The organism is Niallia yueguangensis, assembly GCF_052663115.1.
Genome location: NZ_JBQTCX010000002.1, coordinates 267899 through 282588 on the forward strand (window position 1 = coordinate 267899; position 14690 = coordinate 282588).

Annotated in this window: 11 protein-coding genes and 1 pseudogene; 10 read left to right on the forward strand and 2 right to left on the reverse strand. The window is 37.1% G+C overall.

Annotation, left to right across the window (positions count from 1 at the left end):
• Positions 1 to 213: 213 nt before the first annotated feature.
• On the reverse strand, positions 214 to 579 hold the full coding sequence (locus ACTYA4_RS02910; protein ID WP_443482136.1) for a cupin domain-containing protein: 366 nt from the start codon (positions 577 to 579) through the stop codon (positions 214 to 216).
• A 479-nt stretch (positions 580 to 1058) separates the two neighbouring features.
• Here ACTYA4_RS02910 and iscB point away from each other — a divergent pair.
• From iscB to ACTYA4_RS02935, 5 genes and pseudogenes are all read left to right on the forward strand, one after another.
• A pseudogene (gene iscB, locus ACTYA4_RS02915) lies at positions 1059 to 2293 on the forward strand (RNA-guided endonuclease IscB).
• 84 nt (positions 2294 to 2377) lie between these two features.
• Positions 2378 to 2605, forward strand: coding sequence for a hypothetical protein (locus tag ACTYA4_RS02920; RefSeq protein WP_443482137.1), 228 nt, complete (start codon positions 2378 to 2380; stop codon positions 2603 to 2605).
• A gap of 1300 nt (positions 2606 to 3905) precedes the next feature.
• On the forward strand, positions 3906 to 5108 hold the full coding sequence (locus ACTYA4_RS02925) for an ABC transporter substrate-binding protein (RefSeq protein WP_443482006.1): 1203 nt from the start codon (positions 3906 to 3908) through the stop codon (positions 5106 to 5108).
• Positions 5109 to 5188: 80 nt separating this feature from the next.
• Positions 5189 to 7018 (forward strand): ABC transporter permease, encoded by a 1830-nt coding sequence (locus ACTYA4_RS02930; protein WP_445505482.1) that lies wholly within the window; start codon positions 5189 to 5191, stop codon positions 7016 to 7018.
• A gap of 1 nt (position 7019) precedes the next feature.
• Positions 7020 to 8162, forward strand: a complete 1143-nt coding sequence (locus tag ACTYA4_RS02935) for an ABC transporter ATP-binding protein (protein ID WP_445505483.1) — start codon at positions 7020 to 7022, stop codon at positions 8160 to 8162.
• 290 nt (positions 8163 to 8452) lie between these two features.
• Here ACTYA4_RS02935 and ACTYA4_RS02940 read toward each other — a convergent pair whose 3' ends face one another.
• Positions 8453 to 9286: a MurR/RpiR family transcriptional regulator gene (locus ACTYA4_RS02940; RefSeq protein WP_443482003.1), complete on the reverse strand. Its 834-nt coding sequence runs from the start codon at positions 9284 to 9286 to the stop codon at positions 8453 to 8455.
• 125 nt (positions 9287 to 9411) lie between these two features.
• Here ACTYA4_RS02940 and ACTYA4_RS02945 point away from each other — a divergent pair, with 125 nt between their 5' ends.
• The 5 genes from ACTYA4_RS02945 to ACTYA4_RS02965 all read left to right on the forward strand — a co-directional run bounded on the left by ACTYA4_RS02945 (position 9412) and on the right by ACTYA4_RS02965 (position 14687).
• Entirely contained in the window at positions 9412 to 10176 is a 765-nt protein-coding gene (locus tag ACTYA4_RS02945) for a PHP-associated domain-containing protein (RefSeq protein WP_443482002.1), read from the forward strand.
• Complete coding sequence (locus ACTYA4_RS02950; RefSeq protein WP_445505484.1) at positions 10176 to 11033, forward strand: Cof-type HAD-IIB family hydrolase; 858 nt, start codon at positions 10176 to 10178, stop codon at positions 11031 to 11033. The genes ACTYA4_RS02945 and ACTYA4_RS02950 overlap by 1 nt, the downstream gene beginning before the upstream one ends.
• Positions 11034 to 12050: 1017 nt before the next feature.
• Positions 12051 to 12818, forward strand: coding sequence for an ABC transporter ATP-binding protein (locus tag ACTYA4_RS02955; RefSeq protein WP_445505485.1), 768 nt, complete (start codon positions 12051 to 12053; stop codon positions 12816 to 12818).
• A 19-nt stretch (positions 12819 to 12837) separates the two neighbouring features.
• Positions 12838 to 13842: an aliphatic sulfonate ABC transporter substrate-binding protein gene (locus tag ACTYA4_RS02960; RefSeq protein ID WP_445505486.1), complete on the forward strand. Its 1005-nt coding sequence runs from the start codon at positions 12838 to 12840 to the stop codon at positions 13840 to 13842.
• Positions 13842 to 14687 (forward strand): ABC transporter permease, encoded by an 846-nt coding sequence (locus tag ACTYA4_RS02965; protein ID WP_443481999.1) that lies wholly within the window; start codon positions 13842 to 13844, stop codon positions 14685 to 14687. The genes ACTYA4_RS02960 and ACTYA4_RS02965 overlap by 1 nt, the downstream gene beginning before the upstream one ends.
• Positions 14688 to 14690: the final 3 nt, after the last annotated feature.

Genomic DNA, 14690 nt, shown 5'->3' on the forward strand with positions numbered 1-14690 from the left:
CATGAATTTTTGGTGAAATGAAAGAATCTAATAATTTTCTGTAAGCATAAAGAAGAGAGGCTTTCCCAAAAGGTTTTAAAACGACTTTTGAGACAGCCTCTCTTCTTTATTCTTTTGTATAAATGGAAATACAGCATAACAATTTTTAATACTAAAATTATGTTTTAATGTAAAAATATATCATTTCAAAACAAGCTGGATTTAGATAACACTTTATATTTTTTCAACGTTATATACAGATCGTTCACTTTGCACATTCCCGGTATTTAACAATTCATATGGCTCAATTAGGGCAACATAAGCTTCTTCTTCAACTACCGGCATATGTTCTACTCCTTTTGGGATAACAACCAATTCGCCCTCATTCAAATGTATATCATCCTGATCTTTTAATTTTATTTTCATTTGTCCTTTAATAACTAAAAATAATTCATCAGATTCGTCGTGGTGATGCCATATGAAATCACCTTTTAATTTTACTATTTTCAATGCTGAATCATTTACATTTGCAATACTCTTAGGCTGATAATACTCTTGAATCAGATCAAATTTGGACATAAGGTTTACCTTTTCAATCACTGTTATCCCTCCAAAACTATTAGTCATTTAAAGTATAACATAACAAATACTGTGAATGTTAACACCATCCAGAAGAGGGAATAAAATGAAACAAATGTTTTCTAGTTAAGCCCAAGTCCTTGCTATAAAAGGGATTAATTTATAAAATCATATTAAAGTTATGAAAGTATGGAGCTATCAACAGCTGTTATTAAACCATAACAAATCGTAACATTTGGTTTGGTTATGGAGGGTTGATTGCTCTCCAGCTTAAGTGAGTGTAGTCTCTCGAAAGAAAGATAGCACGATGAACTACGTTGAAGGGGTTCGGTAAAAACACACCTGACGGAATGTATCCGATGAGATGTTCTTTCAGTCTCCTGATCTGTGAGTGTTGAGGAAGAAAGCTAACCTAGGTTATGGAAGCGAAACACCAAAAACACATGTCCGCCCTTTGACTTTAGCAAGAAGGAAAATACCCTTTTGGAGGTTGGTCAGAGATGACTTCTTATTGCTTTGTACTAGACTTAAACGGTCAACGTTTGAGCCCGACAAAAGAAAACAAAGGCTGGTACTTAATTCGAAAAAATCGAGCGAAATTAGTAAACAAGTTTCCAATGGTGATTCAATTATTAAAAGAGATTCCACTTGAGCAAATAGATAAAACACCGGTTGCACTAGGTATTGATGATGGAGCTAAGTATACGGGAATTGCTTTGGTTCAAGATGGTGCAACCAAAAACAAACCGGTGTTCAAAGGGACGATCGAGCATAGACAAGATGTGAAAGACAAGATGGGTGTAAGACGGGATATCGAAAATACAGAAGATCGCATAAAAAATATCGAAAAGAACGATTTGATAATCGCTGTGCATCGAAAAGAAAAGGAAGAATTCCCCCTAGTATTAAACAAAAGAAAGAAGCCGTACTTTGTGTGATCAAAAAATTAACGCAATGGTGCCGAATGAACCATATTTATTTAGAGGATGTGCAAATCGATATTCGAGCATTAAGTGAAGGGGAAAAACTATACCGATGGCACTATCAAAAATCAAACCGTTTAGATGAACATTTACGAATTGCTGCTCTCATGCGTGATCAGTATACATGTCAAAGCTGCGGGAAAACCGATTGCAGGTTAGAGGTTCATCACATTACACCTAGACGTTTAAATGGAGCTGATTCGATTTTAAATCTTATTACTTTGTGCAGTTCCTGTCACGATCAGATTAACGGGGAAGAAATGGAGCACGCCGAGCGATTCTATGGCATCATCGGCGGAAAAAAGATCGATTTTAAAGCGGCTATGCATGTGATGCAAGGGAAAAAGCATTTGCGGACAGAACTAAAAAAAGTGGCTCCTTTAACACTCACGACCGGAGGAGACACAGCGAATAAACGGATTGATTGGAATATTGAAAAGAGTCACAGCAACGACGCCATTGTAACAACAAATTTAGAGGTCACTAGGCATAAGTGTGAAATAAAGGACTGGGTTATTAAACCAATGCGTAGAGAGAGCAAAGCTAAAACGAAAGAAGTGGAAGGCTTTAAGCATCGAGATTACGTTTGTTACACCAAAAGAAATGGCGAAAAATATGTTGGTTTTATAACCGCTTTATACCCAGAAAGAAAACAGTTTAATATGACAACAATAGATGGGAAGATTCTGAAAAGGTATGGGATAAAACCTTTAAAATTAATTTGGAGATTTAACAAAATTTATTGGTATTAAAACACGGAAAAAGGAGGTGAATCCTGGTCAATTTAATAGGTTTTGGGTATGAATTGTTATACTTTAATATGACCAGGGACTCTTATGGGAAAATGCAATATAGATCATTCTTACGAAGATGTAGTTAAAAAGCTAGAGAGTCAACAAAACTTACTACCCGAAGTTTTAGTTGAAGATTTATATAGCTTTCTAAAAAATAATCAATCACAGCAAATGTTAAACGAACTATTTCATCTTTTAAAAAAATACGATTTAGCATCTGAGGAAGAACAGAATAAAAGAAATAAAGAATTAATTCTGCTTACAAGCTAAATACAAGATTTCATCATCATATATTAACTGGCAGTATGAATGCTACCTCATATAAATTGACAATATAGACCTAAAGTGCACTTTTTTCAAGGGTTTCTCTTCTTGAAGTTCATTACTACCTGAAAGGAGTATTATGAGGTTCTTTCTATTTTGGGGTATATCAACGATGTGTGGTGATTTTTTTTATAGGGAAAAGTAAATTTTTAAAGGCAGTAGAAGTAACCAAAAACGTGCTACATGATTTTATTTTTATGTGTGAATCTCGTTCAAAGCCAACCTATTTTACACGACAAGGAAAAAATAAGTTGGCTTTTATCAGCACTATCCTTTTTATGCTAAATTTTGTAAAAAAGAGTTTTCAGATAGAGCTAGATGACTATTATAAGCTTATTGGTAGGATGCCCAGATGAAAAAAATTACATTTCATCCGCCCGGGCATCCTATTGCCTTTTTTATGATTCTATTTATGGGATACCCTTTATTTAAAAGAAATACCTCATTTGTTTGGAGAGGTGTCCGCTCGACTCCTACGGGATTAGCGAGAAAGACGAGACCCCACAGGAGCAAAGCGACGAGGAGGCTCGGCGCTCGCCCCGTGGAAAGCGAGCGGTAAGCCTCGGAGAACAGAACGGAAACCCTTACTTCCTATTTAGTTGCTTATTTTCCTTTTTTTTGAATCCTAGCTTGATGACATTGGGTTAGACCCCTCAAAAGGACATTAAAAAGCAATAATGAAATGGAATAAGGAGAAGCAAATGAGTGCTCTCCTTATTATTTTCCCTTTATTCCAGTCTTCTTAAACGGATTTAACTTTACATTAAAGATAATACCCATAATCATTAAAACGCCTAATATTACTAAAGAAAGTGGAATTAGATTATTACTTAAACCTTGATTATCAGGGTTTAAGTAAACAATTAAGGAAAAACTTAAATTAATCAGGATAAGTAAAATAAAAAATATTCGTAAGTATTTCATTAAAACTCCTTTCTATTCTTCATCTATTATTTGAAAGCGGATTCCTCATCTATTTTATCTTAGTAAACTACTTCACTAATAATCGCTGCAGAGGTACTAGCAATAAAGATTCTCTGTAAAAAATGTATTTTTTAACCATATTTATTATATCATATCTAATTTTAGTTCGTGTGATGACAGTCAACAATACTAAAATGAAAACTTTTTTTCAAAAAATAAATAAGAAAAATAATTTACATTACTAAAATATAACATTAACGTTTAATTAATGTTTGTCTTCTAAAATGAGTTTGTATTCGAAATTTAGGAGGTAGTTCAAGTAGTGAATCAGATCTTGAAAATTAGAAACTCATTTTTATTGATGTCAGTAGTTTTAGTCGTTTTATTAGCTGCTTGTGGCAAGTCAGATTCATCTGTAAAAAGTTCAAAAGAAGAGAGTGAGAATAAAGGGGATGAAGCGTGGCTTGAAAAAGCAGAATTGGATAAAACAGAAACTCCAGAAGAACTTTACGAAAAGGCAAAAAAAGAAGGAAAAGTGACTGTTTATTCGCAATCGAGCCGCATTAAAGATGTAAAAGCAAGCTTTGAAGCGAAGTATCCTGGAATTAAAGTAGAAGCTTACGATATGGATACAGCCGAAATGGTAGAGAAAATAGTTCGCGAGCAAGATTCAGGGTTGTTTAATGTCGATATTGCATTTATTAAGGATGCGGGCGGAGTCGTCTCTAATGAACTTGTAAAAGATGGACGATTACATAAATATTTGCCGAATGATATTAAAGAAAAGCTTGCAGATCCGTATAAAAATGAACCAGGTTTAGGTTTTTATTTTTCAACAAGAGCGATTTTCTATAATACGGAGAAATACGATAAGTCTCCAATAAACAACTGGTGGGATTTAACAGATCCAAAATGGAAGAGCAAAGTGGTGATGGACGATCCGATGATTTCTTCCGATACGCTTGATTTATTAGTAACGATTGTACAAAACGCTGATGATATGGAAAAGGCATACGAAGAAAAATATGGGAAGCCATTAAAATTAGATGGAACAGAAAATGCAGGGTATGAATTTTTGAAACGATTGCTTGCGAATGATCCGATTTTTGTAAAGTCAAGCGACGAAGTTGTCACAGCTGTAGGAAGCGCAGGACAACAAAATCCACCAGTTGGAATTGCAGCTTCAAGTAAAGCTCGAAATATTAAAGATGAAGGCTTAAAAATGGATTTCGTCTACGATGTTAGTCCGAAGATGTCTGTTCCTGGGACTTCGTATATGTACATTCCTGAAAAAGCGAAGAATGTTAATGCAGCAAAGCTGTTAATTCGCTGGATGGCAGGCGAGGCGGATGGAAAAGCAGAAGGTTTCCGACCGTATAATGTACTTGGTTCTTGGTCAACGAGAACGGATATTGTTTTACCTGAACAGCGCCCAAGTAAAGAATTAAATCTATGGCCTTATGATGGTGAATTTTTATATAAAAATACGCCAGCAGTAAAAGACTTTATTCTAGTAAACCAGTAAAGGGAAATACATAAAGAATCAGGTGGATCTCTCAGCCACCTGATCTCTTTACGAGTTAAAAGAAAGAGAGGTTCCGATTATTGAATAAACCACCATATTCAGAAGTCCCTGTATCTTCTCCAATGAGAAGAATACGATTCTTTAATAAGAGCAAACAATTTTTTCATAATCCCATCCATGTAATTAGCATAATTTCCCTGTTGTTTTTATTTTATACCATTGTTGTTCCGCTTTGGGAAATTATTGTTGGAAGCTTTAAAACAAGTGCAAGAGATAGTGGGGCAGAGGCTGGAGCATTTACCCTTGATTATTGGCAGCGCATGTTTGGCAGTGAAATTAGCAAGTCTTTGTTTTATCAGCCAATGTTAAATTCTTTAAGCGTTGCTGTTGGAGTTTCGATTCTGTCGCTATTAATTGGCGGATCGTTGGCATGGCTTGTAACCCGCTCAGATTTTAAATATAAAAAAGCAGTCACCTTTCTTGCTTTGCTGCCGTATATGCTTCCTTCATGGGTAATGGCATTTGCTTGGATCTCGGTTTTTAAAAACGATCGTATAGGCGGAAGCCAAGGAATCATCCAGTCTTTTTTCCACATCCAGCCGCCGGATTGGATTGCCTATGGATACTTGCCTATTGTCATCACGTTAACGTTCAATTATTTTACTTTCTTCTTTTTGCTTATTTCCGTTGCTTTAAGTTCGATTAATAGCAGTTTAGAAGAAATGGCTGAAATCATTGGAGCAAGTAAGCTAATGACTTTGCGAAAAATTACGTTTCCGCTTGTTATGCCTGCCATTATCTCGGGGTTTATCCTCACATTTTCCAAGTCATTAGGTTCATTCAGTGTGCCTGCTTTCCTTGGATTGCCGACAAAGTATTATACGATCTCCACGATGCTGAATAGCAGCATGCAAAACAGGATGATATCGGAAGCTTATATTTTAAGCATTGTTTTGCTTATGTTATGTGCCTTTTTGATTTTTTTTAATCAAAAAGCAATTGGCAAAAGGAAAAGTTTTGAAACGATTGGCGGAAAAGATGCACGCAAGTCATTTTATTTGCTTGGAAAGTGGAAAAGGCCGTTGACGTGGATCGTGCTCGGCTTTATGGCTATCGTAGCGTTTGTTCCTGTCATCATTCTTGTATTGCAGTCGTTTATGATGATGGATGGTCGTTTCCTGCTCGACAACTTTACGACTCATTTCTGGATTGGGGATTCGAATCCTTTTATTGCTTCAGGAGAAGTAGGGATATTAAAAAATGATGCCATTTTGTCCTCAATTAAGAATTCACTATTGGTTGCCTTTCTTGCAGCGATTTGTGCATCGATTATTGGATTGTTGTTTGGATATGTCATTGCTAAAGGAAGAAAAAATACGACGGCAAAGCTAGTTGAGCAGTTGTCCTTTTTACCTTATTTAATTCCAGGGATCGCTTTCTCTTCTATTTATTTATCGATGTTTGCAAAACCATCGATGTTCCTGCCGGCGTTGTATGGTTCCATCTCGCTGATTATCTTAATTTCGATCGTCAATGAACTTCCGTTTGCGACACGAGTTGGAGCAAGTACGATGTATCAAATTAGCGGAGAGTTAGAGGAAGCGGGACGAATGCAAGGTGCTTCATGGCTGAAAAGATTTATGAGCATATTGCTGCCCCTTAGTCGCAGGAGTTTGTTCAGCAGCTTTTTGCTTCTGTTTATTAGTGTAATAAAGGAACTCGATTTAATTATATTACTTGTGACACCACAGACGGGAACGATTCCGACATTAATGTTTAGATATGCTCAGTCAGGCTTTCAGCAATATGCCAATGCTTTAATGTTAATCATTGTTGTTATCATATTTGTCACGTATTATATTGCAACTAAAATTGGGAAGGTTGACTTTACAAAAGGAATTGGAGGATAACATGAGCATCATTCAATTAAAAAATGTCAGTAAATTCTTTGATAATAAACAAGTTTTAAAAAATATAAACCTTACGATTGAAGAAGGAGATTTTATGACCTTCCTTGGTCCATCTGGCTGTGGGAAAACAACGACGCTTCGGGTCATTGCAGGATTGGAGAATATTGAAGAAGGCATCATTCATATCAATGGCTCTACAGTAGCGGATGCAGCGAAGCATTACTTTAAAGACCCTTCTAAGCGAGATTTAAATCTTGTGTTTCAAAGCTATGCACTGTGGCCCCATATGACTGTTTTTGACAATGTTGCTTTTGGTTTAACCGTGCAGAAAATGCCGAAAAATCAGATCAAAATAAAGGTAGAACAAGCACTGAAAAAGCTGCATATGGCAGAATATCAAGACAGATTTCCATCAGAATTATCAGGTGGACAGCAGCAGCGTGTAGCAATAGCAAGAGCAATCGTGACCGAACCGAAAATTCTGTTATTGGATGAACCTTTGTCAAATTTAGACGCAAAGCTGCGCATTGAAATGAGAACAGAATTAAAAAGGCTGCACCGTGAATTGAATACAACGATTATCTATGTGACGCATGATCAAATCGAAGCGTTAACGATGTCAACAAAAATAGCGGTTTTCTTTGAAGGAAAATTGATTCAAGTAGATAACCCATCTGATTTGTACCGTTATCCAAATCATCTTAAAGTGGCTGATTTTATTGGCAATCCGAAAAATAATTTTGTTTATGGAAGATATTTAATAGAACAAGGGCAGTCGTATGCAATATTACCGTTTGGAAAACTGAAACTCCCAGTTGTAGAAATGCCGGAAACGGAAGAAATTATCGTAGCGGTTAAACCGGAAGACATCCTAGTTTCCGCAGATCCAATAGCAGATGGGATCCAATGTCGTGTTACATCTGTGATGCCTGCGGGTTCAGAAACGCTTATTCAGCTTGAAAAAGATGGAATTACGTTGCTTGCAAAGGAAATGGGGGAGGCCGTTTATCCTTTAGATGGGATAGTTTGGGCTACAATCCCATCCGAAAAGATTAATGTCTATAATAAAAAGTCTGAACAACTGATTTCATCTAAACCTCATTCTAAAAATGAGGAAAAACAGGTTGCACAAACCGTCTTGTAACGTAAAGTGTGTGTTCAAAAAGGGAACAAATTAGAAGCAAGTCAACACAGAGATTCGTCGCTTTCATTTGGTTATTTTTTGAGAAGATAAGAAAGTTTTTTGAACTTTGACGGGTGTCTAGCTCCGACGTACAGGATGTACTAGTGCCGGCGTCGCCACAGGACGTGGCGCATTAGCCGGCCAGCGCCTAGCTCTTGTGAAAAATAACCCCATGCCTCTAAAAGTAAAAAGCACTTTTTGAGTCATGTGAACATTTTTCTTCAGAGCTGAACAAGGCGCCTACGCTTTTCTTAAAAGGAACTGTATTGCTTTCTCAACTTATTTAAATGTTCAAGCTTTGCTAAAGACGTTTGTTCGTTTTCCATACCGACACCAACAATCAAGCTTTCAATTAAGATGGTAGGAGCGACCATCGAATGATATTCCCATTTTTGACCACGGTATGTGTGCAGAACGATGTCAGCATCTTCTATTAATTCCGAAACGAGAAGATCGGTAATTAAAATCGTTTGATACCCTGCTTTTTTCGCATAGTCGAAAATAATCTTCGTTTCACTTGCAATATTGGAAAAAGCAAACACGATGACAAGATCCATGTTCGTCAAATGCATAAGTGTTTCGAAAATTTCATTGTTTTTCGTTTCCATTAAATGAATGGATAAGCCGTTGCGGCGTAAACGATATCGTAGCATTTCTCCTAATGAGTTGGAATATCCAGGAGCAAAAATATGCGTATTGCTTGCATGCAAGATTGCCTGAATCGATTCAGAAAAAGCTTCTCTTGAAAGCCATTCGGATGTTTCGGTTAAGTATTGTATGCCAAGCTTCATCATATTAGTCGGCAAGTCATCGCCGTCGCTGACTTTTTTTATAAAGTTGCTCATTTTATGAAAGGGAGTAATTCCTAACTTTTCACTTAACTGCTGCTTAAAATCTTTCAAATTTTTGTAGCCGCATGTTTTCCAAAAACGGGAGACAGAAGCGATGCTGATATCTAGTTCATCTGCTATTTCCTGAACCGTTAAATACGGAATGCGGTTTATATTTTTTTCGATATAGTCAGCTATTTTTTTTTGATTGGTAGACATTTCTTCTACCTTCCAAGTAAACATTTGACGAACCAATAGAAAAACCTCACTTTTTCTTCAATATATTTATTATACGTGAACAGAGGGAGAGGTAAACGTCAATTTTATTTCAAGGATGTAAAGATTAGATTAATAGATTTTATAAAGAGGAGATAATAGATATGAAAATCGATTTTCACTTACACGTAAAGCTTAATAAGAAGGTAGACTTCTCGGAAGAATATTTTACTAGCATGATTAATGAGGCGAAGCAAGAAGGCCTGACAGCTATCACTTTAACAGAGCATTTTAATACAAAACGGTTTTTGGATATTTATGATTTTTTAAACGAGCGCTATGAGTACAAGCAAGATTATTATGATATTGATGGATTCCGTCTTTTCCCTGGTATGGAGGTGGATGTAAAGGAGGGGGGACATATTCTCATAATCGGAGATAGAGAAGATATTAGAGCCATTCGTTTACAATTAATCGGTTATGAAACAGAAGATACGTTTGTGTCGATGAAAACACTATTAAGCATATGTCAACCTTTTGATATTCTTTGCATCGGGGCTCATCCTTTACGTTCATCCAATCCGCTTCTCCGTATTCCAGAGGAAGACTTAATGCAAGTGGATTGCTTTGATTTAAATGGGAAGGACTTGAACTACGGTGGTGTGGAAGAAATGCGCGAGCAAGTGTATCAGTTTGCTAAGCGCTATGATAAACCGGTTGTAGGAGGAAGCGATACACACTACCCGATGCAAGTAGGCAGTATTGTGAACGTTTTTGATGAGGAATGTACGACGGTTAAGCAACTGAAACAAAGCATTGCTAATGGAGCGTATAAAATAGAGATTTCCCCTTGCTTACCGACGAAAGTACGAGCTGCGGATATGATTAAAAAGATGCTCGTTGCAGAGCAAGTAAAGCAGCATTCATAATGAAGGCAGTAGAGAGTGTCAAGACTTGTCAGGATACGCTGCTTGTGTCAGATCTTGATGGAACATTGTTAAATCAACGGAAAAAAATTAGCGCAGCGAATAAAGCGGCAATTTTATCTTTTATAAAAAACGGTGGCTTATTTACATTTGCAACCGGTCGAATAGAGCAGTCGGTCGCTCCGTTTGTGGAGCAATTAGGAATTAATATCCCACTGATTTTGTATAATGGGGCAAAAATTTACTGTCCAGTCACCAAAAATGTATTATATGAAAAACAATTAAAAATAGATAAGTTTGCTTTTGAAGCTATTTGCTCTCTGCACAAAGAAGAAACATCTGTATTCATTTATTATCGCTCTAACATATATACACCATTGCGAAATAGAACGGTGGAAATCTATGAAGAAAAAGATGGAGTAGAATGCAAGGACTTAGGCGGATCGTATCATCCGGACTTTGTCGAATTAGATGCAAGTGCTATTACAAAAATAGTAATCATTGGTTCTGATGAGGAAAAGGTGAAAGAGGTAGAACAATTTATTGTTGGTCTGGAAATAAAGTGTGATCTAGTTTATTCAGAAGCAAATTATCTGGAAATCTTGCCAAAAGGTGTGTCGAAAGGCGAGGCGTTGATGCATCTAAAGAAAATGTTGCAGGTGGAAGCATATAAGACAATCGCAATTGGAGATCATCTAAATGATGTAACCTTGCTTAAGAAAGCTGACATTGGGATTGCAGTTGATAATGCACATCCTGGATTGAAACATGTAGCTGATACAGTGACTGTTCATCATGAACAACATGCAGTGGCTGCTGTTATCAGTAAAGTATTAAAAGAAGTTAGACCCCTATTCTGAAATTTTATTTATAATTAACTCAAACTTCGCACCTTCAAATTCATTTGCAAATCTTGATATGACTCGGTTTAGAGCAATAAAAAGGGAGGCTTGTTTTTTATTGTTGAGGTTGCTTTCCACTACGGGTTGCTTCGCTTTCCGCGGGGTGGGAGCTGAGCCTCCTCGGCGCTGCCTTGCGGGGTCTCAGCTTTCTCACATTTCCCGCAGGAGTCTTCGCACCCTCCGTTACAAGCAACCTGTTTTAGAATAAGTTCTTTTTTTCGAATTTCATTACAAGGTATTATTGCTAAACAATAGTAGCGTTGATTTTTTTATGGTATTTCGTCTATTCGCTATTGATGCGTCTATCCTTGAAATGAACAATTCGAAAAGGTTAAAGGATGCCTTCGGGGTTGCGAAAGGCTCGTCTGTAGAACTTGCACGTGCAATGGCATCCTATTGTCTTTTTTTAGATCCTATTTATTGGATATCCTTTATGTAAAAGAAATACCTCATTTGTTTGGAGAGGCGTTCGCTCGACTCCTACGGGATTAGCGAGACAGACGAGACCCCACAGGAGCAAAGCGACGAGGAGGCTCGGCGCTCGCCCCGTGGAAAGCGAGCGGTAAGCCTCGGAGAACAGAACGGAAACCCTTACTTCCTAATTAGCTACTTATTTTCCTGTTTTTTGAAATTCAGCTTGATGACATTGGGCTCGGCACTCGTCCGCGGGTTAAATAAAAACAATCTATACGAAAAGAAAATTAATTAAATAATTATTTTGAAAAATGCAACAAAACCAAGTTGACAACGTGGGAAACTTTGTATTACAATGCTATTCAAGAAATCTTAATAGCTGATCGGAAAACCGAAGGCATATTTTCTCCATTTAGATGGCGGAAAATATGTCTTTTTTTATAAGCTATAAAGGGGAAGGGGAAAAATGGCTTTAAAACCGATTAAATTTATCGAATTAATTTGTTTTTGTTGAAATACATACAGTTTACTTTTATTGGAGAAGTAGAGAGGGGCGATAAAATGGCAATTTCAGTGGTGGTAAAAAATAAATCATTTACTCAAGGAAGTAAACAAGTAAAGGCGCTGGAAACTATTAATCTAGCAATTGAGAAGCAGGATTTCCTTACGATAATTGGTCCAAGCGGATGTGGGAAAAGCACCTTGCTAAAAATCATAGCCGGTCTTGATACAAATTATGAAGGGACAATTACGATTAATGACCGAATTGTAAAAGGAGCCGGCATTCAACAAGGATTTATTTTTCAAGAACATCGGCTATTTCCATGGCTAACGGTGGAAGAAAATATTGCAGCTGACCTGTCTTTAAAAAATAAAGAAGTGCGAAGAAAAGTGGATGAGCTGATTGAGATTGTAAGATTAAAAGGTTCAGAGAAATTGTATCCGAAAGAATTGTCTGGCGGCATGTCACAGCGGGTGGCAATTGCAAGAGCGCTATTGCGCGAGCCGGAAGTTTTATTGCTGGATGAACCATTTGGAGCACTGGATGCTTTTACTAGGAAGCACCTGCAGGATGTTCTGTTGGATATTTGGCAAAAGAAAAAAATGGCCATGATTCTAGTAACACATGATATCGAGGAATCCATATATTTAGGAAACAGATTGGCGATTATGAAGGCAAAGCCAGGAAAGGTTTACAAAGAGCTGAAAATTCCATTATCTTATCCAAGAAATCGAACTTCGCCGGATTTTCAGACATTCAGGCAAAGTGTTTTAAAAGAATTTGAACATACGGAGAACGAATCTTATATAGAGGGACTAGGCATCTAACTAATTGGGGGAATCAACGATGAAAAAGACAACTATTATTTTTACAGTATTTCTACTTTTGCTTTTAACAGGATGCGGTGCTAAACAAAGTGCCGGCAGCAAGGAAAAGCTAAAAGTGATTAATATCGCTATCCAACAAAGCTTAACGCCGCTTTTGTTGGCGAAGGAGAAAGGTTGGTTTGAAGAAGAATTTAAAAAGGATGGCATACAAGTAAAGTGGACGGAGTTTCAAAGTGGTCCTCCGCAATTTGAGGGAGTTTCAGCTGGGAAAATTGATTTTGCAGGTGTTGGAAATTCACCAGTTATTGCTGCACAGGCAGCAGGAATTGGATTTAAAGAACTGTCAGTTTATCAAGATGGTTTAAAAGGAAATGCCATTTTAGTAAATAAAGATAGTGATATTAAGAGTATTCAAGATTTAAAAGGCAAAAAGGTAGCAGTTGCAAAAGGAAGCAGTGGATTTGATTTTCTTTATAAGGCGATCGATAAAGCAGGGTTGAAGCCAGATGATGTACAAGTAATTCAATTACAGCCAGATGAAGCGAAGCCAGCTTTTGATAGTGGTTCAGTAGATGCGTGGTCAATATGGGAACCATTTATCTCTATTGAAACCATTAATAATGGGGCAAAGGTGCTTGCGAATGGAGAAGCACTAGATAACCTATACTCTCCGGCTTTCTTGCTTGTTCGAAGTGACTTTTCCGATCAGCATCCTAAGGAAACGGTGAGATTTTTACAGGTGATACAAAAAGCAGTAACTTACCAAAAAGAACATAGAGAAGAAGTCGTCGATATTTATGCAAAAGCAAAAAAACTAGATAAAAAGATAGTAGAGAGTGTTTTAAATAATACAGAGGCAACGAATAATCCTGTGACGGATGAAATAATCCAAGCACAACAGGAAACGGCGGATTTTCAATATCGCATTGGTGCGATTCGCAAAAAAATTGATGTAAAAGAAGTAGTTGATAATTCGTTTATTGAGGAAGCACTAAAGTCTTCGAAAGAGGAAGGTGGAAAATGATGAGTGACGTAAAGGCAATCGCTGGTCAAGTGCAACCAGTAAAGGTTACAGCAAGAAAACGAGAGAAAGGGAAAAAAGGGATTGCGCAAACGATTCTAAAGGGACTGGTTCTTCCTGTTATTATCCTTGCTGTTTGGCAATTAGTTGGAACTTTGCAATTAGTTTCTCCCATTGTACTGCCCACGCCACAAGAAATCGTTCTATCGTTTAAAGACCTAATTGTTTCAGGAGAATTATGGGCTAATTTGAAAATAAGCATTTGGCGTGCTGTTGTTGGTTTCTTATTAGGGGGAGGCATAGGAATTATTTTAGGAGCAATCGTCGGGTTTTCCAGAAAATCAGAGGATTATTTAGATCCTTCTTTGCAAATGCTGCGGACTGTTCCGCATTTAGCAGTAACGCCTTTATTCATTTTATGGTTTGGATTTGGCGAGATTTCTAAGGTTTTATTAATTAGCATGGGTGCTTTCTTTCCTATATATATAAACACTTTTCAAGGAATAAGAGGGGTCGACAAAAAATTATTTGAAGTGGCAAAAGTATTGGAATTTAGTCCCTTAAAACAGATGACGAAGTTGATTTTGCCAGCGGCACTTCCAAATATCTTATTAGGAGTTCGCTTATCACTTGGCGTTGCATGGCTAGGGCTAGTCGTTGCGGAACTGATGGGCTCAACTGCTGGCATTGGCTATATGATTATGGATGCAAGGCAATTTTCACAAACAAGTGTTGTTTTTGTAGGAATTATTATTTTTGCAGTAGTAGGGAAGTTAACAGACTCCTTTGTCAGAGTATTGGAAAAAAGATTATTAAAATGGCGAGATAGTTACCAAGGGAAAAACTAATTT

Excerpts from the sequence above, each read along its gene's own strand:
- ACTYA4_RS02920 (WP_443482137.1), top strand. The coding sequence starts at position 2,378 with ATGGGAAAATGCAATATAGATCATTCTTACGAAGATGTAGTTAAAAAG.
- ACTYA4_RS02935 (WP_445505483.1), top strand. The coding sequence starts at position 7,020 with ATGAGCATCATTCAATTAAAAAATGTCAGTAAATTCTTTGATAATAAA.
- ACTYA4_RS02955 (WP_445505485.1), top strand. The coding sequence starts at position 12,051 with ATGGCAATTTCAGTGGTGGTAAAAAATAAATCATTTACTCAAGGAAGT.
- ACTYA4_RS02950 (WP_445505484.1), top strand. The coding sequence starts at position 10,176 with ATGAAGGCAGTAGAGAGTGTCAAGACTTGTCAGGATACGCTGCTTGTG.
- ACTYA4_RS02965 (WP_443481999.1), top strand. The coding sequence starts at position 13,842 with ATGAGTGACGTAAAGGCAATCGCTGGTCAAGTGCAACCAGTAAAGGTT.
- ACTYA4_RS02945 (WP_443482002.1), top strand. The coding sequence starts at position 9,412 with ATGAAAATCGATTTTCACTTACACGTAAAGCTTAATAAGAAGGTAGAC.
- ACTYA4_RS02960 (WP_445505486.1), top strand. The coding sequence starts at position 12,838 with ATGAAAAAGACAACTATTATTTTTACAGTATTTCTACTTTTGCTTTTA.